Annotated in this window: 27 protein-coding genes; 12 read left to right on the top strand and 15 right to left on the bottom strand. The window is 74.1% G+C overall.

What is annotated here, in order from left to right; all coding sequences use genetic code 11:
* Positions 1-20: 20 nt before the first annotated feature.
* On the top strand, positions 21-998 hold the full coding sequence (ku, locus tag FHX44_RS27570) for a non-homologous end joining protein Ku (protein ID WP_147258460.1): 978 nt from the start codon (positions 21-23) through the stop codon (positions 996-998).
* Complete coding sequence (locus tag FHX44_RS27565; protein ID WP_147258459.1) at positions 995-1,429, top strand: hypothetical protein; 435 nt, start codon at positions 995-997, stop codon at positions 1,427-1,429. Before ku ends, FHX44_RS27565 begins: the two co-directional genes overlap by 4 nt.
* A 6-nt stretch (positions 1,430-1,435) precedes the next feature.
* On the opposite strand, the gene FHX44_RS27560 is transcribed toward FHX44_RS27565, so the two are convergent.
* A complete protein-coding gene (locus FHX44_RS27560; protein ID WP_147258458.1) occupies positions 1,436-1,615 on the bottom strand; it encodes a hypothetical protein in 180 nt (59 codons plus the stop codon).
* Positions 1,616-1,666: 51 nt separating this feature from the next.
* Between FHX44_RS27560 and FHX44_RS27555 the strand changes: the two genes are divergently transcribed.
* Both FHX44_RS27555 and FHX44_RS27550 read left to right on the top strand, forming a co-directional pair.
* Positions 1,667-2,623, top strand: coding sequence for a LysR family transcriptional regulator (locus FHX44_RS27555; protein WP_342792993.1), 957 nt, complete (start codon positions 1,667-1,669; stop codon positions 2,621-2,623).
* Positions 2,624-2,685: 62 nt separating this feature from the next.
* Complete coding sequence (locus FHX44_RS27550) at positions 2,686-3,624, top strand: aldo/keto reductase (RefSeq protein WP_147258457.1); 939 nt, start codon at positions 2,686-2,688, stop codon at positions 3,622-3,624.
* Between the two features lie 12 nt (positions 3,625-3,636).
* Here FHX44_RS27550 and FHX44_RS42340 read toward each other — a convergent pair whose 3' ends face one another.
* From FHX44_RS42340 to FHX44_RS27535, 3 genes are all read right to left on the bottom strand, one after another.
* Positions 3,637-4,803, bottom strand: coding sequence for a hypothetical protein (locus tag FHX44_RS42340; RefSeq protein ID WP_170308685.1), 1,167 nt, complete (start codon positions 4,801-4,803; stop codon positions 3,637-3,639).
* Positions 4,804-4,919: 116 nt separating this feature from the next.
* Positions 4,920-5,354, bottom strand: coding sequence for a hypothetical protein (locus tag FHX44_RS27540; RefSeq protein ID WP_147258456.1), 435 nt, complete (start codon positions 5,352-5,354; stop codon positions 4,920-4,922).
* Entirely contained in the window at positions 5,351-6,676 is a 1,326-nt protein-coding gene (locus tag FHX44_RS27535) for a phosphodiester glycosidase family protein (RefSeq protein ID WP_147258455.1), read from the bottom strand. The genes FHX44_RS27540 and FHX44_RS27535 overlap by 4 nt, the downstream gene beginning before the upstream one ends.
* A gap of 171 nt (positions 6,677-6,847) precedes the next feature.
* On the opposite strand from FHX44_RS27535, the gene FHX44_RS27530 reads away from it, so the two are divergent.
* Together FHX44_RS27530 and FHX44_RS27525 are read left to right on the top strand one after the other, a co-directional pair.
* Positions 6,848-7,219: a hypothetical protein gene (locus FHX44_RS27530; RefSeq protein WP_212612671.1), complete on the top strand. Its 372-nt coding sequence runs from the start codon at positions 6,848-6,850 to the stop codon at positions 7,217-7,219.
* Positions 7,220-7,313: 94 nt separating this feature from the next.
* Entirely contained in the window at positions 7,314-7,988 is a 675-nt protein-coding gene (locus FHX44_RS27525; RefSeq protein ID WP_147258454.1) for a DUF6766 family protein, read from the top strand.
* Between the two features lie 4 nt (positions 7,989-7,992).
* Here FHX44_RS27525 and FHX44_RS27520 read toward each other — a convergent pair whose 3' ends face one another.
* On the bottom strand, positions 7,993-9,741 hold the full coding sequence (locus tag FHX44_RS27520) for an ABC transporter ATP-binding protein (RefSeq protein ID WP_212612670.1): 1,749 nt from the start codon (positions 9,739-9,741) through the stop codon (positions 7,993-7,995).
* A 74-nt stretch (positions 9,742-9,815) separates the two neighbouring features.
* Here FHX44_RS27520 and FHX44_RS27515 point away from each other — a divergent pair, with 74 nt between their 5' ends.
* Positions 9,816-10,391, top strand: coding sequence for a TetR/AcrR family transcriptional regulator (locus FHX44_RS27515; protein ID WP_246170615.1), 576 nt, complete (start codon positions 9,816-9,818; stop codon positions 10,389-10,391).
* A gap of 593 nt (positions 10,392-10,984) precedes the next feature.
* Here FHX44_RS27515 and FHX44_RS27510 read toward each other — a convergent pair.
* Positions 10,985-11,383 (bottom strand): RidA family protein, encoded by a 399-nt coding sequence (locus FHX44_RS27510; RefSeq protein WP_212612669.1) that lies wholly within the window; start codon positions 11,381-11,383, stop codon positions 10,985-10,987.
* A gap of 51 nt (positions 11,384-11,434) precedes the next feature.
* Complete coding sequence (locus FHX44_RS27505) at positions 11,435-12,073, bottom strand: TetR/AcrR family transcriptional regulator (protein WP_147258451.1); 639 nt, start codon at positions 12,071-12,073, stop codon at positions 11,435-11,437.
* A 109-nt stretch (positions 12,074-12,182) separates the two neighbouring features.
* On the opposite strand from FHX44_RS27505, the gene FHX44_RS27500 reads away from it, so the two are divergent.
* Positions 12,183-12,731, top strand: a complete 549-nt coding sequence (locus tag FHX44_RS27500; RefSeq protein WP_170309065.1) for a YceI family protein — start codon at positions 12,183-12,185, stop codon at positions 12,729-12,731.
* A 3-nt stretch (positions 12,732-12,734) separates the two neighbouring features.
* Positions 12,735-13,283 (top strand): NADPH-dependent FMN reductase, encoded by a 549-nt coding sequence (locus tag FHX44_RS27495; protein ID WP_147258449.1) that lies wholly within the window; start codon positions 12,735-12,737, stop codon positions 13,281-13,283.
* Between the two features lie 12 nt (positions 13,284-13,295).
* Here the strand turns inward: FHX44_RS27495 and FHX44_RS27490 are convergent, their stop codons facing one another.
* The 7 genes from FHX44_RS27490 to FHX44_RS27460 all read right to left on the bottom strand — a co-directional run bounded on the left by FHX44_RS27490 (position 13,296) and on the right by FHX44_RS27460 (position 19,510).
* Complete coding sequence (locus FHX44_RS27490) at positions 13,296-13,544, bottom strand: hypothetical protein (protein ID WP_147258448.1); 249 nt, start codon at positions 13,542-13,544, stop codon at positions 13,296-13,298.
* Positions 13,545-13,780: 236 nt separating this feature from the next.
* The gene (locus FHX44_RS27485; protein WP_147258447.1) at positions 13,781-14,335 is read right to left on the bottom strand and encodes a hypothetical protein; all 555 of its coding nucleotides are present in this window, start codon (positions 14,333-14,335) and stop codon (positions 13,781-13,783) included.
* Positions 14,336-15,409, bottom strand: coding sequence for a hypothetical protein (locus FHX44_RS27480; protein ID WP_147258446.1), 1,074 nt, complete (start codon positions 15,407-15,409; stop codon positions 14,336-14,338).
* 2 nt (positions 15,410-15,411) lie between these two features.
* Positions 15,412-15,813 (bottom strand): hypothetical protein, encoded by a 402-nt coding sequence (locus FHX44_RS27475; protein WP_147258445.1) that lies wholly within the window; start codon positions 15,811-15,813, stop codon positions 15,412-15,414.
* Positions 15,810-17,171 carry a hypothetical protein gene (locus tag FHX44_RS27470; RefSeq protein WP_147258444.1) on the bottom strand — a complete coding sequence of 454 codons (1,362 nt, stop codon included), beginning with the start codon at positions 17,169-17,171 and terminating at the stop codon, positions 15,810-15,812. Before FHX44_RS27470 ends, FHX44_RS27475 begins: the two co-directional genes overlap by 4 nt.
* A 108-nt stretch (positions 17,172-17,279) precedes the next feature.
* A complete protein-coding gene (locus FHX44_RS27465; protein ID WP_147258443.1) occupies positions 17,280-17,927 on the bottom strand; it encodes a response regulator transcription factor in 648 nt (215 codons plus the stop codon).
* On the bottom strand, positions 17,918-19,510 hold the full coding sequence (locus FHX44_RS27460) for a sensor histidine kinase (RefSeq protein WP_147258442.1): 1,593 nt from the start codon (positions 19,508-19,510) through the stop codon (positions 17,918-17,920). The genes FHX44_RS27465 and FHX44_RS27460 overlap by 10 nt, the downstream gene beginning before the upstream one ends.
* A gap of 85 nt (positions 19,511-19,595) precedes the next feature.
* On the opposite strand from FHX44_RS27460, the gene FHX44_RS27455 reads away from it, so the two are divergent.
* From FHX44_RS27455 to FHX44_RS27445, 3 genes are all read left to right on the top strand, one after another.
* Complete coding sequence (locus FHX44_RS27455; RefSeq protein ID WP_147258441.1) at positions 19,596-20,288, top strand: hypothetical protein; 693 nt, start codon at positions 19,596-19,598, stop codon at positions 20,286-20,288.
* Positions 20,289-20,382: 94 nt separating this feature from the next.
* Complete coding sequence (locus FHX44_RS27450; RefSeq protein WP_147258440.1) at positions 20,383-20,907, top strand: cupin domain-containing protein; 525 nt, start codon at positions 20,383-20,385, stop codon at positions 20,905-20,907.
* A gap of 39 nt (positions 20,908-20,946) precedes the next feature.
* Entirely contained in the window at positions 20,947-21,918 is a 972-nt protein-coding gene (locus FHX44_RS27445) for a helix-turn-helix domain-containing protein (protein WP_147258439.1), read from the top strand.
* Here FHX44_RS27445 and FHX44_RS27440 read toward each other — a convergent pair.
* Positions 21,889-22,662 (bottom strand): AraC family transcriptional regulator, encoded by a 774-nt coding sequence (locus FHX44_RS27440; RefSeq protein WP_147258438.1) that lies wholly within the window; start codon positions 22,660-22,662, stop codon positions 21,889-21,891. The genes FHX44_RS27445 and FHX44_RS27440 overlap by 30 nt on opposite strands.
* Positions 22,663-22,716 lie beyond the last annotated feature (54 nt).

The following is a 22,716-nucleotide window of genomic DNA, read 5'->3' as shown; positions in this document are numbered from 1 at the left end:
TGTGCGGGTACCACCCATCCATGGCACGGGCTATCTGGACGGGTGCGATCTCCTTCGGGTTGGTGTCCATCCCGGTCGGGCTGTTCAGCGCCACCGAGGACCACACGATCCACTTCCACCAGTTCGAGCGCGACACGTCCGACCGCATCCGCTACCAGCGGGTCAACGAGCGGACGGGCAAGGAGGTGGAGTACTCCGACATCGTCAAGGGCCGGGAGGTCGGCGACGGCGAGTACGTGCTCGTGGAGCCCGACGAGCTGGCCGACATCGCACCCGGCCGGTCGCGCACGATCGACATCCAGACGTTCGTGGACCTCGACGAGATCGACCCCATCTTCTTCCAGAAGACGTACTGGCTCGCCCCGACCGACGAGCGGTACGCGCGCCCGTACGCCCTGCTCCGCGAGGCGATGACCCGCACGAACCGGGCGGGCATCGCGACGTTCGTGATGCGCGGCAAGGAGTACCTCACCGCGCTGCGGGCCGACGGTGACGTCCTCGCGCTGGAGACGCTGTTCTTCGCCGACGAGATCCGGGACCGCTCCGCCCTCGATCTCCCCGGCGGCGCCAAGCCCAAGGGTAAGGAGCTCGACATGGCGACCGGGCTCATCGAGGCGATGAGCGGGGCGTGGAAGCCGGATGAGTACCGCGACACCTACACCGAGCGCGTCGAGAAGCTGATCGAGGACAAGCGGAAGGGCCGCGAGATCGTCACCGAGGCGGAGCCTCCTGAGCCGACGGCGATGTCCGACCTGATCGCTGCGCTCGAGCGCAGCGTCGCCGACGCCCGCGGCGGCGGGAAGCCGCAGAAGGGGAAGAAGGGCAAGGCCGCCACCGACGGCGCACCCGACCTGTCCGAGCTGAGCAAGAGCGAACTCGCGGCGATGGCCCGCGAGCTCGACATCAAGGGGCGCTCCTCGATGAGCAGGCCGAAGCTGGAGAAGGCCATCGCCGCCGCGTCGGGAGCGTCGCCGCAGAAGCGCCGGAAGGCGTCGTGACCTGCCCCGACTGCGTCCGCCTTGTCGACCATTGCCACGGCACCCTCGTCCTGCACGCCGACGGGACGCTCGAGTGCACTGATCCCACCTGCGTCGACACCTGGCGCGAGCGGCACGAGCTGACCGCCGAGGTTGCCGGGCCGGAGCAGCGGGCACCCCGTGACCACGCCGACCGAGGAGGCGAGATGGCGGGTACCGAGTTCGAGCAGCACACGCACGAGTCGCTGGTGCACGACCACGAGCACTGGCACGTCACGCACAACTGGAGCGAGACGGCCGGCACGTTCGAGCACCTCGCGTCCAGGCACAGCCATCCGCACGACCACGCGGAGCTGACGCACTCCCACGTGCCGCACGTGGACTTCGACAGCGAGCACGCGGGCGAGGCCCACATCCACGACCACGACCAGCCGGTGGACCAGGACACGTGACGCCGATCAGGGCCGGACACCCGCGCGAAGCACGAGCGTCGCGCCCCGGTGCACCTGGAGGCGGCCGCACGCGCACCGGCTCCAGGTGATCGTGCCCTCGGACGTCACGTGGCGCGAGACCACCTCGTAGGGCTCGGCGGTGGGCCATCCGCAGCACGGGCAGAAGTCGTCGGTACGGCGATCCATGCGTCCAGGGTCGCGCGGGCGATCCGTCACGTCCATTTCACGTTCCTTCAGGTGACCGTACAATCCAGCTACATGTTCGACCTGCGCCGCCTGCACGTCCTGCGCGTCGTGCACCAGCTGGGCACGGTGACGGCGGCGGCGGGATCGCTGCACCTCACGCCGTCGGCCGTCTCGCAGCAGCTGCGCCAGCTCGCCCACGAGCTCGACGTGCCCCTGCTCGAACCCGACGGGCGCCGCGTCCGGCTCACCCCGGCCGCCCTCCGGCTGCTCCGCCACGCCGACGAGATCGCCGCCCGGTGGGAGGCCGCCCGCGGCGACCTGCAGGCCGGCGCCGGGCGCGTTCCCGGCGTCCTGCGCGTTGCGGGGTTCACCAGCAGCCTGCGGACGCTGGTCGTCCCCGCCGTGGAGCACCTGCGCGTGCACCAGCCGGACCTCGCCGTCCGGATCATGGAGGTGGAGACGGTCTCGGCGTTCGGCCGCCTGCTGACCGGCGACATCGACATCGCGGTGACGCTGCCCAACCAGGGCGGCCCACCGCTCGACGACCCGCGCTTCGAGCAGGAGACCCTGCTCGACGAGCCCCTGGACCTCCTCGTGCCGCGCCACCACCGGCTCGCGGGCACCGGACCGGTCGCCCTCGAGGAGGTCGCCCACGAGCCGTGGATCCTGCCGGCGCCCGGCACCTGCGACCACCAGGAGATCAGCGCGGCCGCCTGCGCCGCGGCCGGCTTCACCCCGAAGGTGGCGCACGAGGCCATGGACTGGTCCGCCGTCGCCGCGATGGTCGCCGGCGGGCTGGGGGTCTGCCTCAAGCCGCGGCTCGTGCGGGTGCCGGCCGAGCTGCCGGTGGTGGCGCTACCCCTCGCCGCCCCGGCCGCCCCGCGTCGGCGCCTGCTGACCTGCACCCGCCGCGGCAGCCGAGCGCAACCGCACATCGCGGCCGGCCTGGAGGCGCTGGCGTCCGCGGCGGCGACGGCCACCGCCCCGCGGATCCGCCCGGCCGGCTGACTTCCCCCGAAGTTCAGGAAAGCCACATCCCTGAACCTCCGGGCCGCCGGTACCGTCGCCGGATGATCGATTGGCAGCGGCCGCTCGGCGGCACCGGGCTCTCCGTCTCCGCCGTGTGCGCGGGCACCGGCGTGCTGGGGAGCATGCCGGGGGCGTTCGGCTACGAGGTGCCGGAGGAGCGCGGGATCGACACGGTCACGCGCGTGCTCGCCGGCCCGATCACCTTCCTCGACACGTCCAACGGGTACAGCGCCGGGGAGAGCGAGCACCGGGTCGGGGCTGCCCTCGCCCGGGCAGGCGGGGTGCCGGACGGATTCGTCCTGGCCACCAAGGTCGACCCGGACGGCGACGACTTCTCCGGTCCCCGGGTCCGCCGCTCGCTCGAGGAGAGCCTGTCCCGGCTCGGCATGTCGAGCGTGCCGCTGCTCTACCTGCACGACCCCGAGCGGATCTCGTTCGACGACGCCACCGCGCCCGGCGGGCCGGTGGAGGAGCTGCTGCGCCTCCGCGACGAGGGGCTCGCCGAGCACGTCGGCGTCGCAGGCGGCCCCGCCGCACTGATGGAACGCTACGTCCGCACCGGCGCGTTCGAGGTGCTGATCACGCACAACCGCTGGACGCTGCTCGACCGCTCCGCCGGCAGGCTCCTCGACGCCGCCGTGGAGCAGGGCGTGGCCGTGGTGAACGCGGCCTGCTTCGGCGGCGGGATCCTCGCGAAGGGCAGCGCCGCGTCGGACCGCTACGCCTACCGCACCGCCCACCCCGAGGTGCTCGAGGCGGTACGCGGCATGGAGGCCGCCTGCGCCCGGCACGGCGTCCCGCTCGCGGCGGCGGCGCTGCAGTTCTCGCTGCACGATCCGCGCATCGCGTCGACCGTGGTCGGCTTCTCCCGCCCGGAGCGGGTGGACGAGTGCGTCGCCCACGCCGGCACCCCGATCCCCGACGACCTGTGGCCGGAGCTGGAGGCGCTGGTCCCGAGCAGCGAACGCTGGCTGCACTGACCCCCGCGGGGATCAGCCCTCGCCGCCTCCGCCGGAGCCGCCGCTGCCACCCGAGTCCGAGCCACCCGAGCCGGAGCCACCTGAATCCGAGCCACCCGAGCCGGAGTCACCTGAATCGGAGCCACCCGAGTCGGAGCCACCCGAGCCGGAGCCCGAGTCCGAGCCGCCCGAGTCCGAGCCGCCTCCGTCGGAGCTGCCGCCACCGGAGTCGCCTCCGCCGTCGTCCGAGCCGCCGCCACCCGAACCGCCGTCGTCGGAGCCGCCTCCCGAGCCGCCGTCGTCCGGCGGGTTCGGGTCGTCGTTCCCGGGCGGGTCACCGGGGTCCGGCGACGGCGTGGGGTCCGGGTCCGGCGACGGAGTCGGGTCCGGGTCGGGCGACGGGGTCGGATCGGGATCCGGCGACGGCGTGGGGTCGGGATCCGGGGACGGCGTGGGATCCGGGTCGGGCGACGGGGTGGGATCGGGATCGGGGGACGGGGTGGGGTCCGGCCGGGAGCTCGGCGGGTCGGACGGACGTGAGTCGTTGTCGGAGTGATCCCCGCCGGAGTGGTCCCGGCCGGAGTGATCGCGACCGGAGTCGTCGGACCGCCCGGACGCGGACGACGAGTGGTCGTCGCTGGTGGGCGGGGTCGTCGGCAGGATCGTCGGGTCGCTCACGAGCGGCGCGAGCGGCCCCCCGGCGGGGGCCACGGGCGCCGCGGCGAGCGGCTGCTGCGGGACGCCCGGGAGCAGCTGCGGGAACGCCGCCGTGGCGAGGACGGTGGGGGCGCTGGCGGCGAGCTGCGCGAGTGCGGCGATGCGGCTGCCGTCGGTGATGTCGTGCTCGACGCTCGCCCCGGTGTCGGTGGTCCCCGCCGCGAACAGGCGCGGGTAGCGGTCGTCGGTGACGTTGCCTGCGGCCTGCACGTCGCCGTGCACGAGGTCGACCGGCGCGTTGCCGGTGGACAGCACGACCACGGAGGAGACGCTGGCCGCGGCGGCGCCGGCCACGGCGGTGGCGGCGAGCAGCGGCGCCGGAGCGATGCCGCGTGCGGGCCCGCGCCGGTGGGCTCCTGAGTGCCGTCCTGCGGTGTTGCTCGACTCGCGGCTGAGCAGTGCCTCGACGCTGACGCCGCTGCGGCGCCCACGCGGGTTCCGCGAAGCGCTCGACGTCGCCGAATCGTTACCGTGCGTGTCCACCCTGCGCACTCCCGGGGAGCAAAGACGCCTGACCGGGGGACGGCCAGAGCCCGAACGGGGTATTCGTGCGGGGAGAATCTAACTCATCGTGTCCGGTGCTCGTCCAGTACCACCGGTCAGGAGCTCTCCTGGCGCAACCGCTGCAGCACCGCCTCGGCCTCGTGCATCTCCTGTGCCGCGCGCACCAGGTCCGCCACGAGCGGGCGGCGCCGCGGTGCCGCCGGCCGCGGCCTGCGCCGCCGCAGCGCGATGAAACCGGCCGCGACCCCCGCCCCGGCGGGCAGGGCGAGCAGCGCCGCGGGGCCGATGTAGGCCGTGGCGAGCAGCCAGATGACGAGGAGGCCGGTCAGGATGCCACCGCCGATGACGAGCAGCAGCATCTGCTGCCAGCTGGGCATCGGGCGCCGGGTGCCGTCACCGGGCGTCGGAGCGGCGGCCTCTTCCTTCAGGGCCCGGTAGCGGGCGGCAGCGGCCTCGGCGTCCTGCTCGGCCGCCCGCAGCAGGCGCGCCGCGCGGTCGTCCGAACGCGACCGGGCGCGCTGCCACGTCATGGCGACGGCCCGACCCGCTTCGATCCGCCCGGGCCCGCGCCGATCAGCTCCCGCTCGGCTCGACACTCCCATGGACACCCTCGTTCACCTCCACCCCTCGTCAACGACCAGTACCCGGCGGGCCTGGAGGCCAGCTCGCTCGATCCGGTGTAGATCCCGATCCCGTTGGGCACGAAGCGCGGCGACGGGCCCGACGGGTCGTTGACGATCGACACCGCGGTGGCGCCGGGGTCCCGGAACACGAGCGTCGACGAGCCGCCGCCGTCGAGGTTGACCGCGTCCTGCACGCCGAGCTCGCGCAGCAGCTGCGCGAGCTCGTGCAGGGTGGCGCCGACGCTGTCGGACTGGCGCCCGTCGAGGGTCAGCAGCCACATGTGGCGGCCCTCCCCGCTGATGCCGACCGCGCTGCGAGGTGCGCGCTCGCGGTCGTCGAGGCCGCGCACCGGCGCGCCGTCGAACATGATCGGGCTGCCGCCGACCGCGAGCTCGGGCCAGTGCCCGCTCTCCGGGACCAGCTCGTACTCGATGTCGACGCGGTCCCCGACCCGCAGCGACCGCACCGCGGCCGCCCCCTTCTCCCGCCCGGTCAGCGCCAGGTCGCCGTCGGGGATCCGGCCGCCACGCGGCCGCCCGACCTCCACCACGACGCCGTCGCTCACGAGCACCTCGGCCTGCTCGACGGCGCACGGCGCGTCGCGGTCGGCATCGGTGCCGCACAGCGTGCGGGCCCGGTCGCCGACTCCCCAGGCCGGGGTGAAGATGGCGATCCCGTCCACCGGCACGGCGTACTGGTTGAGCGCGACGACCTCGTGCGTCCCGGACGGGCCGCTCGCGGTCGCCTCGAGCCGCAGGCGGTCGACGCGGGCCACGCGGTCCGTCCCGACCGTGAACACGGAGTCAATCTCGGCGCCGGGCACGACGGGCCCCATCCGGCGCCCGGGCGGCACCGCGGCCTTCAGCGGGCGGCCGTCGGCCACGGCGGGACCCGCTGGCGCGTCGGTACGGCCGATGTCGAAGAAGTCGCCGTTGATCGCGGCGGTGGCGCCGGAGCGGTCGGCCATCTCCGCCAGGGGGCGGCTGGCCGCGATGGCCCCCGGCATGAGGAGGTCGGCGTGCACCGTCGGATCGGAGAGGTCGGCCTCGACGAGGTCGCCGAGCACCTGGCCGGCCGCCGCAGTGGTGCTGAGCGCGCGGTGCGTGACGCCGGGCGCCAGCTGGGTACGCGCCCCCAGTTCGGCGAGGGCCCGCTCGGCGCCGTGCCCCGGCGGCGGCTCGCCGATGCCGGTGCCGAACGCCAGCACCGCGGCGAGAACCGCAGTCATCACCGCAGGTCACCCCCACCCTCACGATCATCACGACGATCTGGATGGGAACACGGACCGCCGGGCGGGTGGCAGCCCGCCACGGCCCGGTTCACCCTCAGGAGTCCCACACGGCATCCGATCCGGTGAGCAGCGCGGTTTCACCACCGACCCGGGCGGGTAGAACCGATCATGAACGTGACTCGGGCGTTCATCCTGGGTGCCACGGTCGCGATGCTCGCGGGGTGCGCCGCGACGGAGCGCCCCGACGTCGAACGCGTGGCCACCGCCTTCGCCGATGGCGATCCCACCGCCCGCTGCTCCCTGCTCGCCCCCGCCACCGTGGCCGCGCTGGAACGCGAGGGACCCTGCGTCGCGGCGGTCAGGGCGTCACCGCCGGGCGGGCAGGTGCTGGAGACCTCGGTATGGGGTGACGAGGCGCAGGTACGGCTGTCCGGCGACACGCTGTTCCTCACCCGCACCGGTGCCGGGTGGAAGGTGGTCGCCGCCGGGTGCACGCCGAACGGGGACCTGCCCTACGTGTGCCGCCTGGAGGGGCCATGAGAGCCGTGCGCGTGCTGTTCGTCACCTACCTGGCCGTGATCGGGGTCGGCCTGGCCTACTTCACGCTGATCGGACTGCTGGGGCGGTGAGCGCGGTGCGACGCATCCTGCGGGACAACGGCCTCGGCCTGTTCTTCGGCGGCCTGTTCCTGATCACGCTCGTCGGGCAGGCGTTCGCCGGGCAGGCGCAGTACAACGACCAGCAGGTCTCGAACGGCGGCGATCCGGTGTCGCTGATGCAGTACGTGACGTCCTCGACGTTCGCAGTGGACGTCGTGGAGAACTGGCAGTCGGAGTACCTGCAGTTCTTCCTCTACATCTTCCTCACCGTCTGGCTGGTGCAGCGCGGCTCTCCCGAGTCGAAGGACATCGAGAAGGCCGGCACCGAGTCCGACGAGGAGCAGAAGGTCGGCGAGCACGCCCGGGACGACTCCCCGGCGTGGGCGGGCCTGACCGACTGGCGCGGCGCGCTGTTCTCCCGCTCACTCGGGATCGTGATGGGCGCGATCTTCGCGTTCTCCTGGCTCGCGCAGTCGGTGACGGGCTGGGCGGCCTACAACTCCGAGCAGCTCGGCAACCGGGAGGACCCGGTCACGTGGCTCGCCTACCTCGGCGAGCCCGACTTCTGGAACCGCACCCTCCAGAACTGGCAGTCGGAGATGCTCGCCGTGGGCTCCATGGCCGTGCTCGGCGTCTACCTGCGCCAGCGCGGCTCGCCGGAGTCGAAGCCGGTCGGCGCCGCGCACGCGGACACCGGCGAGACCGGCTGACCCCTCATCCGGCCGCTGCGAGCTGCCGGTCGACGCTCAGTGCCGCGACGAGGCCGCGGTACAGGTCGTCGGAGGCCAGCAGCTCGTGGTGGGTGCCGAGAGCGCGGACGCGCCCGCCCTCCATCACGACGATCGTGTCGGCGTCGACGACGGTGGAGAGGCGGTGCGCCACCGTGACGACCGCGCCCAGGCGGGCCTGTTCCCGGATCGCGTCGTGCACCGCGGACTCGGTGAGCCCGTCGACCTGGGCGGTGGCCTCGTCGAGCAGGAGCACCTCCGGGGTGCGCACGAGGGCGCGGGCGAGCGCGATGCGCTGGCGTTGCCCGCCGGAGAGCGACGACGAGGTCAGGGCCGCGTCGAGCCCGCCGTCGAGCGCCTCCACCGCATCCCGCAGGCGCACCCGCTCGAGCGCCGCCCACAGCTCGTCGTCGGTGGCGTCGGGGTGGGTGAAGCGCAGGTTGTCGCCGATGGTGCCGGGCACGACCGGCGCCTCCTGCTCGACGTAGGCGAGGCGGGCGCGGACCTCGGCGGGCGTCTGCTCGCCGTACGGGCGCCCGGCCAGGCGGATCTCACCCGCCTGCGGTTCGAGGAAGCGCAGGAGCAGGGCGATCAGCGTCGTCTTGCCCGCGCCCGACGGGCCGACGATCGCGGTGTGCCCGCGGGCGGGCACCACCAGGTCGACGTCCCGCACGGCGGGGACGCGCCCCGGGCCGTAGGCGGCCGTGACGCCGCGCAGCTCCAGCACGGGCGTCTCCCCCGCGACCGGAGCAGTGCTCGCCACCGCTCCACCGTGCGGCTCGAGCTCGAGCTCCTCGACCTGCCGGATCCGCGTGGCCGCGGCGATCCCGGCCTGCAGCGCCGTGAGGTTCTGGCTGAGCTCCATGATCGGCTCCATCAGCCCGAACGCGTACAGCAGGAACGCGATCAAGGTGGAGACCTCGAGCAGCCCGAGCCCGACCCGCCACGCGCCGACACCGAGGATCACGATGATCGCCAACTGGATCCCGGCCCAGGCGATCGTCCACGCCACGGCCTCCCGGCGCACCCCGCGCACGCTGTGGCGCATCGCCTCGTCCGCATGGCCGAGGATCCCGGTGGCCAAGCGTTCCTCGGCGCGGCTCGCCTTCACCGTGCGGATCGCCCGCAACGCCGTCTCCAGCACGCCACCGAGCCGCCCCACGTGCTCCTGCGCCCGTTCCTGCGCCTTCGCGATCCCCGGCATCAGCACCGCGAACAGCAGGATGACGACCACCACCGCGGCGACGGTCGTGGCCAGCAGCACCAGGTCGAGCACCGCCATCAGCACGAGCGTGCCGACGAGCATCACGACGCCGTTGACCAGCCCCACCAGGCTGGACGAGACCGCCTCGCGCAGCAGCACCGTGTCGGACGTGACCCGCGTGACCAGTTCGCCCGTCGGCCTGCGGGTGAGCCCGGGAACCGCGGCGCGCAGGAACCGGCGCACCATCGACTCCCTGGCCTCCAGCACGACCCGCTCGCCCAGCGTGCCCAGCAGCGTCCACTGCCCGATCCAGATCACGGCGCCGGCGACGAGCAGCGCCAGCAACGCGCCGATCGGACCGGCGAGCGACGCGGAGGCGCCCAGGGAGTCCAGCACCCACTTGGTGACTAGCGGGGTAGCCAGGCCCGTCGCGGAGCCGGCCAGCCCCAGCACCAGCCCGAGCAGGAGCGTGCCCCGGTGCGGCCGGGCGAACGACCGGAGGATGCTCAGGCCGGATGCGGGAGTACTCATGCTCGACAGTGGAGCATCACTGTTCCGTTTTCGTCAACCCGGTTCCGTTTCGGTGCAGTTGCTACTCTTCCGCCGTGGTCGACGAGCCCGGCGCCGCTCCGGAGAGCGGCACGCGCGCCCGTACGCGGCGCGCCATCCTCGATGCGGCCGTGCGGGTGCTGTCCCAGCAGTCGAGCGCATCGCTCGCCGAGGTGGCCGCCGCGGCCGGGGTCGGCCGCACGACGATGCACCGCTACTTCCCCGAGCGCGCCGACCTGCTCACCGGCATCAGCCACGACCTGCTGGAGCAGATCGCGGCCGCCACCGAGCGCGCCCGGCCCGACCTGGGACCGGCCGTGGCGGCCCTGGAACGGCTCTGCCAGGCCTACTTCGCCCTCGGCGACGGCCTCCTGCTCACGATGAACGAGCCGTACCTGTTCACCGATCCCGTCTGGCAGAAGGAGAGCGAGTCCGACCGGGCACTGCTGCGTCTCGTCGAGCGCGGGCACGCCGAAGGCACGATCGACCCCGGCCTCAGCCCGCTGTGGGTGCAGACGGTGCTCTGGTCCCTGCTCTACGCCGCGTGGATGCACGCCCGGGACGACGAGGTGCCCGAGCACGACGCCCTCGCCCTGTGCCTGCGCACGCTGCGCAAGGCCGTGGCACCCTGACCGACCGCGGGCACGGGCGGGTGGTTCTGCTCGCCGGTCGCGCACCCGGTGTCCGCTCACGCACCCCGTGCCGGCCCACGCACCCGCTCGACGGGGCGCGCGGGCGGAGAACGGGCGCGTGAGCGGCGGAGATCGCTCCGATCAGCACACCACGGGCGCGGCGAAGACGCCGATGTACACCTCGGGCCGATCACGAGCCCTCTCCCAACCACTGTGGCGGTGCCACGGGCGGTGTGATCGGCAGTTCGGCGCGTTCTCGTGTCGTCTTCGGCCGTTTCGCGCCGAAGCCTCGATCTTGGCCGTGGGGCCGCCTTCGGTGGTGCCGCGCGCCCGAAGGGCAGGCCCCTGGCCTGCCCGCATGGCTTGCCCTCAGGGGTCGCAGAGGCTCAGAGGTCAAGGGTCGCGCAGCGATCGCGGAGCGACGCCGGAGGCGCCCTTGAGCTCTGAGGGGCGGCCCCGCACGATGCGCGGCGCCACCGAAGGCCCTACCGAAGCGACGCCACCGAAGGCCCTGGCAACCGGGCGCCACCGAAGCCCTCGTGTCCTGCTCCGCAATCAGGCCCGAGACGCCTGGATCGAACCACCTCGGGTCCTCAAGGAAGAGCGGCGGTGAGCTCCAGTTCCACGAGCTGGTCCGGGAAGCCGAGCGCGGCCACCCCGAGCAGGGTGCTGGCGCTGGTGAACGCCGCACCGATCGAGGACTCGGCGAAGCGGTGCCACGCCCGGGCGGCGGCCTCCTGGCCGCCCACCACGTAGACGACCGACCGCACGACGTCCTCGGGGCGTGCCCCGGCGAGCGCGAGCGCCTTCAGCGTGTGCTCGACGGTGACGTCGACCTGACGATCGAGGTCGCCGACGCCCACCACCCGGGTGCCCGTCTCGTCCATCGGCATCTGACCGGCCAGGAAGGCGAGCCGGCCGGGGCTCGCGATGGTCACGTGGTGGTATCCGGACGTGGCGTGCAGGTCGTCTCGGCTGCGCCTCTCGATCACACCGATGACCGTCCCAGAGCCGTCAACGGGAATGTGCGGCGCGTCTGCCGATCAGTTGGGAACCCCGGGACAGGCACCCCGCGCGAGCAGGGCGTCGAGCACGGTGTCCAGCCCGGCCTTGACGCGCGCCTGCGAGAACCCGAGCTCGCGGCGCTGGTGGAGGACCAGGTTCGCACCGACGAGGGCGAGCAGCGCGTCAGCGCAGTAGGCCGCGTCGTGCTGGTGCACCTCGCGCAGCAGCGCGACCAGGTGCGTGCGCGCGGTGCGGTAGGCACCGCTCACGTACCGCGCCGACCGCGCGCGCGACTCGGCGAGGGAGTGCAGCTCCCCGGCGTTCTCCATCCGGTCCACCATCGCGTGCAGGAACGCCCGGATCCGCGCCGCGGCAGGCGCCCCGGGCCCGAGCGGGGGCGGCCCGGACAGGTAGGCGCGCTGGAACTCCCGCTCCTCGTCGTCGAGCAGTGCGAAGGCGAGACCGCCGAGGTCGCCGAACCGCCGGTAGACCGTGCCCACCCCGACGCCCGCCTCGGCGGCCACGCGGTCCATGGTCAGCCCGTCGATGCCGCTCTCGACCATGATCGCGTGCGCCGCGGCGAGCAGGGCACGCCGGTTGCGCGCCGCGTCGGCCCGCTCGGGGGGTGGCTGGCCGACCACCGGCAGCAGCGTGCGTCTCGCCGCTGTGGTCGCCATGCCGTACTCCCTCCTGTTCCGCTCGTCACGGTACCGGACCCTCCTTGCAATCGGAGACTTCTCCACTTACCGTGGGCGAACCGGAGAGAATTCCAGTTTTGGAGGAAGCATGACCACCAGCACCCGCCCGTTCGTCGGGACCTACGTCGTCGACGCGGCGCACTCGTCGGTCGAGTTCGCCGTCCGGCACATGGGTGTCTCGCTGTTCCGCGCCCGGTTCGAGGACCTCTCTGCCCGGCTCGTGGCCGGCGACGCCCAGGTGCGGCTCGAGGGGTCGGCGCCGGTGGAGTCAGTCTCGATCCGCAGCCCGCGCGAGTTCCGCGACCACGTCGTCCACGGCGCCGACTTCTTCGACGCCGGCAACCACCCCGAGATCGCGGTCGTCGCCGACGACGTCGCGCTGCACGCCGACGGCACCGCCACCGTGCGGGCCGAGCTCACGATCCGCGGAACCACCCGCCCGGTCACCGCCACCGGCACCTACCACGCGCCGATCGAGGGCCTCGGCGGTCAGCGCCGGGGCGCGCTCGAGCTCACCGCCACCGTCGACCGCAGGGACTGGGGCCTCGACTGGCAGGCGCCGCTCCCGGCCGGCGGCGACGCGCTCGGCAACGAGGTGCAGCTCTCGGCGCACCTCGAACTGGTCGAGGAGGCCTGAGCCGTGCTGCTCCTCGGCGTGTCCGGGAGCCTGCGCCGCGGCTCCCACAACCGCAGGCTGCTCGCCGCGGCGGCCGCATGCCTGCCGCCATCGGTCACGCTGCGGGTGTTCGACGGGCTGGCGGAGATCCCGCCCTACTGCGAGGACGAGAGCGCGCCCGCCGCCGTGCAGCGGTTGCGGGAGGCACTCGCCGGCGCGGACGGCCTGCTGTTCGCGACACCGGAGTACAACGGCTCCGTCCCCGGCCAGCTCAAGAACGCCCTCGACTGGGCGTCGCGCCCGTTCCCCGACAACGCGTTGCGCGGCCGCCCGGCCGCGGTCGTCGGCGCGTCGACGGGCCTGTTCGGCGCGGTCTGGGCGCAGGCCGAGCTGCGCAAGGTGCTGCGCACGGCAGGCGCGGACGTCCTCGACGACGAGCTGCCGATCGGCATGGCCGACAGCGCGTTCACCCCGGACGGGGCGCTCGCCGACCCGGATCGGGCCGCGGAGCTCGCACGCGTGGTCGAGCGGCTGCTGCAGCGCGCCGGCAGGCCCGTGGCCGCCCGCGCGTGACCGGCCTCCGGCTCAGCCGGTCCGACCGACGTCCACCACCCTGGGTGGCTCGGGTGCGGAGCTCGGGGGGTCGGCGGGGCGGACCACCGCCTCGACCCCGGAGGTGAGGGGCGGCATCTGGCCCGCGGCTCCGGCCGCCTGGATGACACCGACACCGGCCGTGAAGAGGACGACGACCGCGAACCACAACGCCCCCCACGCCAGGGTGTGCAGTCGCACGATTCCGGCCAGTCCGGAACCCGGTGGACCGGCTGCGGTCATGTGTCGTCCTTCCCCCCGCCCCAGCCGGCCGCGATGTTCACGACCGGCGCGAGGACGGGCTCGCGAGCCCCACCCGTGATCCGTCCCCCTGAACTGCCCATCGCCCGATCAGGGGGTCCCATTACGAACCGCATGGTGGCGGTGAGGCGTTTCACCCGGTCGGCGGCACAGGGGCCACTCCCACGGGTGAGAACGCGGCGCGCACGAAGGGCGGCACCCCGTCCATCGGTGCCGGGTCAGGCCGCGGCGATCGCCCTCCCGCCGCGCCGGACGGCGGCAGCCAGCATCCCGAGGATGACGATCAGCGGCCCCGTGCTCACCAGCCAGCTCAGCCCGAGGGGCGGACCCGGCTGGTCGAGCACCGGCACGATCACGTCGGCGGTGGCAGGGCCCTGCGGGCCGTCGAGCCCGAAGGTGAACGTCCAGTCGCCCGGCTCGTCCAGGGCGAACACGTCGAGGCCCCAGACGTCGGGTTGCCGCGGGTGGCGGGGCAACCCGTGGACGCCCGCGGGCCGGCGCAGCTCGTCCTCCTCGCCGGTGGGCGAGACGGCGACGAGCGTGCCACTCAGCTGCTCGATTCCGCTGGCCGGTACGAACGTGAAGTCCAGCGACTGCCGCGCACGCACCGGCCACTCGCTGAACCCGACGGTCAGCTCGTAGGGCCCGACGGTGAGGCGTTCCTGGTGGACGATCTCGACGGGCGCGTAGCTCTGGGAGGTCGCGGCCTGGGCCGGGGCGGCGAGCCCCAGCAGCAGGCCGAGCGTGACGAGGGCGAAGACGACGCGGCGCACTCAGACCGCCTCCCTCGCGGGCGAGGCGACGAGCAGCCGGAGCGCACCACCGAGCCGCTCCCCCAGCAGGCCGCCTCCCGCGCCGAGCAACGCCCCGGCCACGACCGTCGCGGCGACCTCGGCAGGCATCGGGGCCACGGACCCGAGCAGGACCGCCTGCCACGGGAAGGTGGCCGCGAGCGCGGCACCGCCCAGCGCGCCGGCCACGGCGTAGGTCCGCCTGCTGGTGGCGGCCGCGGCCAGTGCGAGTGCCGCGACGCCGAGCAGGAGCGTGGCCGGCATGAGCATCGACATGCGCGGCAGACCGTTGGTGTAGTCGCGCAGCGGCAGACCCTCGGACGCCGCGTACAGGCGGGTCGCCCACGGGCTGAAGAACGCGAGCACGATCTGCACCGCGAGGAGCGTGCCGGCGGTGGCCAGCACGGCGCGCAGGCCGCGGGTGAACGACGCCAGGCAGGCGAGGGCCGCCATCGACAGCACCGCCACCGTCACCGTGCGCTCGTCGACCACCCCCACCTCGGGGAGCGCGACCAGCACGACCATGGAGAACCCCAGCAGGATCGCGACACTCGCGACGAGCGCAGGCCCCGACCACGGTTGCCCCGCCGCGGCCGCGCACGTCATCACCGACCCGAGCATCGCGAGCATCGCCGAGGTCAGCAGCCCGACGTGCGGCGGCGATGCGATCACGGCGTCGAACCCGTACAGGCCGTGCCACCACTCGTCCCACAGCCCGTAGAGCAGGAACAGCGCGGCCCCGACCCCGGACACGAGGTAGCCGGCGGGGGCCTGGAACACGCCGAACACCGCCACCCGGCGGCCGCCCACGGCGGTGTCGACCGCGCGCCCGGACCGGACCGCACCCGTTGCGGCGAGCACGACGGCGAGGCTCACCAGCCCGGATACGGCCGCGCCCGCGTAGATGAACAGGTGCGGGAGCGTGTAGAAGGTGTCCGGCCCGACGTCGCTGTGCCACTGCAGATCCCACGCCAGCCCGACGAACGTCGACGCCGACCCGAGCAGCAGGATCCACGCCGGCACCCACGGACGGGCCAGGAAGCCCGTATCGATCATGACTATCTTCCTCTCGGAGCGATGAGAACGGGGAGGACGACCTCGTCGGTGCCGCCGGAGCCGTGGACGGTCACCGTCACGTCCCAGCGGCCCGGCATGAAGAACTCGACTCCGGGGGCCCGGAAGCGGCCCGCCGCCTCGGGCGTCGCGGTCACCGGCGGGCTCGCGTGGCCCATCTCGACCATCGTCGGGGCGACGACCAGCCGCTCGACGTCGCCCGGGACGTCCACGGTCAGGTCCTGGAGCCCGACGGCGGGCGTCTCGATCAGCAGCCGGACCTGGTGTGGCCCCGCCTGGCCCGCCACGTCCACGGGAACGGAGGGCCGGGGCCAGAAGAGCAGTGCCAGCGCGGCGACGACGGCCAGTGTCGAGAGCGCGATCGCCCACCGGCCGCGGACGGTCATGACCCGTCCTCCGACGCCGCCACGTCGACCTCCACCGGCACCGTGACGACCCGGTAGTCGCGTTCGACCTGGAACCACAGGCGGTGCCGGCCGGGCGTCGCGAAGGTGTAGACGAACTCCACCCGCGGGCCGCCGGCGGCCACCGTCTCGTCCGGCGTCACGGCGGACGCGCCCGCCATCGCGTGGACGTGTCCCAGCGTCCCGTCGGGACCGGCCGTGATCAGGTGACCGGCCATGCCGAGCCACGGCTGCAGGTCCCGCACCGGCGCGCCGTCGCCGAACTCGGCGGCGAGCACCGACGGCTCCCCCGCGACGAGGTCCGATGCCTCGATCCGCGCGGTCATCCCGCCTGCGTCACGCTCGCCCGGCCCGCCCGCGACGGGCTCGGGCACCGCCGGGCCGGTGGCGGGGACGGCGGCGTCCACCAGCTGCACTCCCCCGCCCCACCGCTCCAGCTCGGCGTGGACGCGGTGCTCACCGCCCGAGGCCGGCCGGAACCACACCCGGAACTCGCCCGGTGCGGTCCGCACGGGGTGCAGGTGGGCGAACTGCCCGCCCGGCCCGAGCACGACCAGGTGCACGAGCGCGTCGTGGTGCACCACCAGGTCGTCGACGGGACGGCCGGTTCCGCCGTCGACGAGGCGCAGGTCGATCGGCGAACGCTGCCCGGCGACCAGCGCCGCGTCGGCGAGCAGGTCCACGTGGGGACGCGCGGCGGCCTGCGTGCGGGCGGTCGACGGCAGGCCGGTCGCCGGGTCGATCTCCGCCTCCACCGGCAGGCCCGAGGACAGCAGACCAGCGGTGACGGCGGCCACGACCGCAGCGGCCGCCCCACCACCGAGCACCAGCGGCGGCCACGACCACCGGCCGAACGCCGCCGCCGCCAGCGCCGCGAGCAGGAGGCCGCCCGCGGCGGTGTAGCCGCCCGTCGTCACCCGCTCCCACGCCGGCGTCACGTCGCCGGGCACGACGAACGGGATCCGCGCCGTCTCCCGGCCGTCGTCCACCCAGAGCTCCCACGCGCCGATGCGGTCGACGTCCAGCGCGGTGCCTGCGGACCCGCCGCCGTCGGTGAGCCGCAGCTCGTTGCCCGCGCCCGGCAGGTTGTTCTGCGGGGCCGCGGCGACGCGCAGCGTCCCGCCGGGACTGTCGGCGTGGTTGACGACGTCGACGCGCAGCGGGCCCGGCACGGCGCCCACCCGGCGGATGATCACTGTCAGCTCCCGCTCGCCCAGTGAGGCGGCGACGCGCAGGTCCGCACCGACGACGCCGCCGTGGGCCGATGCCGGTCCCGCGCTCGCCAGTAGCGCGGCAGCCGTCGCGATCACCACGAGCAGCGCGCGGCGAATTGATCTCACGCCGGCAGCCTGCTGCCGATCCGCGGGCGGCGACAGCGTGGCGGCACGCAGCGCCGGAGCGGTCAGCCACGCCGGTCAGGTGCGGCTACCCGCACCTGGGACGCGGCGTCACGCGTTGAGGTAGCGGAGCACGGCCAGCACGCGGCGGTGGTCGTCCGGGCTCGCGGTCAGGCCGAGCTTCGTGAAGATGCTCGTGCAGTGCTTCTCGACGGTCCGCTCGGCGATCTCGAGACGGTCGGCGATGGCCTGGTTGGTGCGCCCCTCCGCCATCAGCGCGAGCACGGCCCGCTCACGCTCGCTGAGCACGTGCAGGGGGTCGTCCTCGCCCGCCCGCCGCTGTACGAGCTGGTTGATCACGATGGGGTCGAACGCCGACCCGCCGCTTCCGACCCTGCGCACGGCCTCGGTGAACTCGGCGATGTTCGTGACGCGGTCCTTCAGCAGGTAGCCGACCCCGTTCGCGCCACCGTCGAGCAGCTCGACCGTGTAGCTCACCCGCACGTACTGCGACAGCACGAGCACGCCGATGCCGGGGTGGCGCCTGCGGATCTCCCGGGCCGCGCGCAGACCCTCGTCGGTGCGCGTGGGCGGCAGCCGGATGTCCACGATCGCCACGTCCGGCCGGTGCCGTCCGACGTCCGCGAGCAGCGCCGTGGCGTCCTCGACACCGGAGAGCACCTCGAGACCGGCCTCGGCGAGCAGCCGGGTGAGCCCTTCGCGCAACAGGACGTTGTCCTCGGCCAGCACTACCCGCACGGCAGCTCCGCCCGCACCCGGGTGCCGCCTCCGAGCGGGCTGGTGACCAGCAGGGTGCCGCCGTTGTCTCCGGCCCGCGTGGCGAGGCCGCGCAGCCCGGACCCGTCCGGGTCGGCGCCGCCGCGGCCGTCGTCGGCGATCTCGACGACCAGCCGGTCGCCCACCTGCTCGATCCGGACGTCGGCCCGGCTCGCGTCGGCGTGCTTGGTGACGTTGGCGAGCGCCTCGGCCACCACGTAGTACGCGGTGGTCTCGATCTCGGCCGAGAGGCCGGCCGGCAGGTCCACGGTGAGGGTCACGGGCACGGGCGCCACGACCGTCAGCTCCCGCACGGCGCCGTCGAGGCCGCGCTCGGTGAGGATCGTCGGGTGGATGCCCTGCGACAGCGCGCGCAGCTCGTCCAGCACCGCGAGCGACATGTCCTTCGCCTCGGCGATGAGGGCGCGGGCCCTCACCGCGTCCGGCGGGAGGGACGACTCGGCGACGCTCAACGCCATCGGGATGGAGAGCAGCCGCTGCTGCACGCCGTCGTGCAGGTCGCGTTCCAGGCGCCGCCGTTCGGCCTCCGCGGCCTGCACGACGTGCCGCCTCGACTCGGCGAGCTGGACGAGGCGGGCGCGCAGGTCGGCGGTCAGGCGCTCGTTCTGCAGGGCGAGCGCCGCGGCGGTGCACGCGGCCTCGATCAACCCGGGCCGCTCCAGCAGCGCGGGGTCGTGCGCCAGCAGGGCGACCGGCTCGCCCGCGCGGTCCACCCTCGTGGCCACGCGGCCCGGGCCGCCCGCCGTGACCGGATTCCCGTCGGCGTCGACGTACCGGCCGGACTCCGCCACCCAGTGGCCCACCGTGAGCGTCGGGTCGTGCAGGGCCTTGGCCAGTGCCGACTGCAGGTTCGCAGGCTCCGGCGCGCTGCCCAGCTGGACGACCAGGTCGGCGACGTCGCCGCGTTCGAGCCGGCTGCGCAGCTCCGTGGCGAGGTACGCGAGCGGCACGGCCACGAGCCCGACCTTCAGCAGGCTCATGTCCAGCAGCGAGGCCTCCGGCGTCCACAGGGGGTTGGCGGCCAGCAGCAGCACGACCATCACCGCCGCCGCGGCCAGCACCGGGGTGAGGGACCGGCGGCTCGGCACGCTGGTGCGCCACCACCGCGACCACTGCATCCCCAGTACCGCCGCGCCGAGCAGCACCGCGACGAGCGTGCCGATCTCCTTGACGGTGGCGCCGGGCAGGCCCCCGAGCAGGAACGGCGTGACCAGCGCGGACGTGTTCACGTACGCCAGCGCGACGACCACGCGCATGGCCGGTGTCCCCAGCCGGCCGCTCGGCAGCGCGGCGACCAGGTGGATCAGCACCGCGGCCCATCCCGCCGCGAGCAGGCGCCTCGAGTCGGGGACCAGCGGTTCCAGGAGTACGAGCACGCCGACCGCCGCCGCCAGCAGGCCGACCCGGCTGCCCGGGTGCTTGCGCCAGGCCACCGCGCCCATGGCGAGGAAGCTCCCGGCGATCACCGCCGCGGCGAGGACGCCCATGCCGCCCGGCCGGTCGGCGAGAACCGCGGCGGCGAGATGCGCGCTGACGACGCCCACCCCCTTCCACCGGTCCCGACCGAGCGTAGCGGCCTCGGCGGTAACGCTCCGACCTGCGAGATCCGACGATCAGCCGGGGGGACTCGTGGACATCATCGACGTCGGCGGTATGGGCGTGCGGACGGCCGTGGTCCAGCTGCGCCGCAAGGGCACGCCGTGCCGCTTCACGATCTACCCGATGATCCACGTCGGGGAGCCGTCGTTCTACCGGACGGTGCGGACCCGCCTGGCCCGGCACGACCTCATCGTCCAGGAAGGGATCTCCGGCCCGACCCGGGCCGGGGAGCTGCTGACGAGCGTCTACCGCTCGGAGACGCTCCAGCTCAGGCTCGGGCTGCAGGTGCAGCCGGGCGACCTGTGCGACGTCGGCGTCCCCGTCGTCCGGCCGGACATGACCGGGCCCGAGTTCGAGGAGCGCTGGCGCGGGATCGGCCTGCCGGAACGCGCGTTCTGGTACGCCACGGTGCCCGCCTTCGGGCTGTACACGCGCCTGTTCATGTCGCGGGAGATGCTCGCCCGGGAGCTGTTCACGCTCGGCGGCGACACGCTCGCGATCGAGGAACCGAGCGGGTTCGCGCTGCACGAGATCGTCCTCGACCAGCGGGACGCGCTCCTCTGCGCGGAGGTCACCCGGATCCACACCGAGCGCTGCGAGGAGGACATCGACGTCGCCGTGGTGTACGGCGCGGGGCACGTCGCCCCGCTCGTGGCCCACCTCCGCGCACGGCACGGATACGTCCCGCGCGACGCCGAGTGGCTCCTGGTGTTCGACTTCTGACCTGCGCACCACGTCCGTGCACCACGCTTGCCCGTCCGTGCACGGATCGCCGGTTGCGGGCTCCGGCCGTTCCCCGCGGCGGGAGCATCCTCGGATGAGCGAACTCCCCGACCGTTCCTACGTCCTCGACCAGCACATGCGCATCACCGTCCTGACCCGGGGCGGTGAGACCGACGGCCGCCACGATCTGGTGCGCGGGTTCGCCGGCCCCGGCATGGCCACGGCACTCCACGCGCACTCCCGCTACGAGGAGCGGCTCTTCATGCTCGACGGCGAGCTGACGGTGTGGGCGGGTGAGGAGAGGGTCGTCCTCGGGCCGGGCGACTTCTACACGATCCGCAGGAACGTCCCGCACATGCTGCAGGCCGGCCCATCGGGCGCCGACACGCTGAACATCAGTTCCCCGGCCGCGTTCGCCGAGCTCGTCGAACGGACCGCCACGCCCGCGCGTCTCGCCGGCCCGGAAACGGCTCTCGACCTGGACCTGTTCATGCGCGTGACGGCCGAGCTCGGCGACACCGTTCTCGGCCCGCCGGGCACCACGCCCGGGAGCCTGGGTCCCGGCGCGGCTGACGCCATCCACGCCGCCCGGCCCCCGGTGCCCGGCCCGCACGCGTGACGGTTTGTGGATGAGCAGGGCCTGGGGGACGATCGGCCCGTGAGCGTGGTGCTCCGGGCCGTCGACCAGCCCCCGGCCGTGCGGGACGAGTACTGGCGCCGGGTGGTCGCCGACAGCATCGTCCCGATGGACGTCTGGCTCGCCGACGGTCCGGGCGCGCGGGACGAGATGGAGATCGGGTCGGCCGGGGCCGTCAGCGTGGTCAGGTCGTCCGCGGGGCCCGGGGAGGCCCGCCGCACCGCTCGGCACATCCGCCGCTGCGACCCCGGCCTCTACCAGCTGTTCGTCCAGGTGCACGGCACCGGCCTGGCCCGGCAGAACGGGCACGAGACCGAGCTCGTACCGGGCGACGTCAGCCTGACCGACCTCTCCCGGCCGTTCCACTGCGTCCACCCGGCGCGCACGGCGATCCTGCTGAGGTTCCCGCGGTCGATGCTGCCCCTGCCGGAACGCCACGTCGCGGCGGTGGCAGGCGCCCGGATCCCCGGCGACCGCGGGCTCGGCGCGCTCGTGTCGAACCTGGCCCGCCAGATCCCGCCGCACCTCGACCACAGCGGGGCCACCCGCCTGGGCACGGCGCTGCTCGACCTGCTGACAGTCGCGATCGGCACCTCGGCCGGGCACTGCTCGGCGGTCCCGGCCGAGACGCACCAGCGCGCGCTGCTGGTGCGCCTCCACTCGTTCATCGAGCGCCACATCGCCGACCCGGACCTCACCCCGGCCTCGATCGCCGACGCGCACCACATCTCCGTGCGCTACCTGCACAAGGTGTTCCGGAGCGAGCAGACGACGGTCGCCGCGCACATCCGCCGTCGCCGCCTCGAGCGGTGCAGCCGCGACCTGATCGACCCGGCATCGGCGCAGCGGCCCGTCGGGGAGATCGCCCGCACCTGGGGGTTCACCAGCGCGGCGCACTTCAGCCGGCTCTTCCGCGACACCTACGGCCTGCCCCCGAGCGAGTTCCGGATCGCTCACGGGCGGTCAGGCGCCGGTTCGCACCGCGCGGGGTGAGCCGCCCAGCTCCCGGCGGCAGGCCTTGTTGAAGGCCTGCAGGTCGTGGATGCCGACGGACGCGGCCACCGCGGGGATCGACATCGTGGTGGCCGTGAGCAGGTGACGGGCGCGAACCATCCGCCGCCGCCGGATCCAGCCGACCACCGGCATGCCGGTCTCGGCGCGGAAGAGCCGGGTGAGGTGGTTGTGCGACACCCCGGCCACGCGCGCGACGTCCGGGACGGTCAGCGGACGCGCCAGGTTCGCCTCGATGTACGCGATCGCCGTCGCGACCGCCGTGTGCTGGGTGCGGCCGGTGGCGGGCTCAGGGAGCTGGGCGATCCGCCACAGCGCCGTCCACACCTCGGCGGCGGTGCGCGCCGACCCGCCCGGCGAGGCGGAGATCGCCGCGCGCAGGAGCTCGGAGAGCCCGGCCGCGGCCGCGCCGGCGTCCCGCACGACGGGCACCTGACACGGCTCGCCCGACTCCTCGGGCCGGAAGTGGGCGAAGAGGTGCTCGGAACGGCCGGTGTAGTCGAAGCGGACCTCCACGCCCGCCGGCACGAAGCTCACCCAGCCCGGCGCGACCGAGTACGCGCGCCCGCCGATCGTGACGTCGGCCGAGTAGCCGTAGAGGTGCACCTGCCACAGGTCGGGCAGCCGGAACACGTCGTGCAGGCTGCGCACGCCGTGCACCCCGACACCGGCGTTGGCCACGACCGGCGGCCAGCCGAGGTGCAGGGGGACGCGCTCTACGTCCATGGTGAGAAATTACCACCAGTGGCGAGCCAGACCCACGCGCCTGACCGTGGTCCC

The organism is Pseudonocardia hierapolitana (assembly GCF_007994075.1).
Taxonomy (GTDB): Bacteria; Actinomycetota; Actinomycetes; order Mycobacteriales; family Pseudonocardiaceae; genus Pseudonocardia; species Pseudonocardia hierapolitana.
This window is presented reverse-complemented; position numbering and strand designations above follow the sequence as displayed.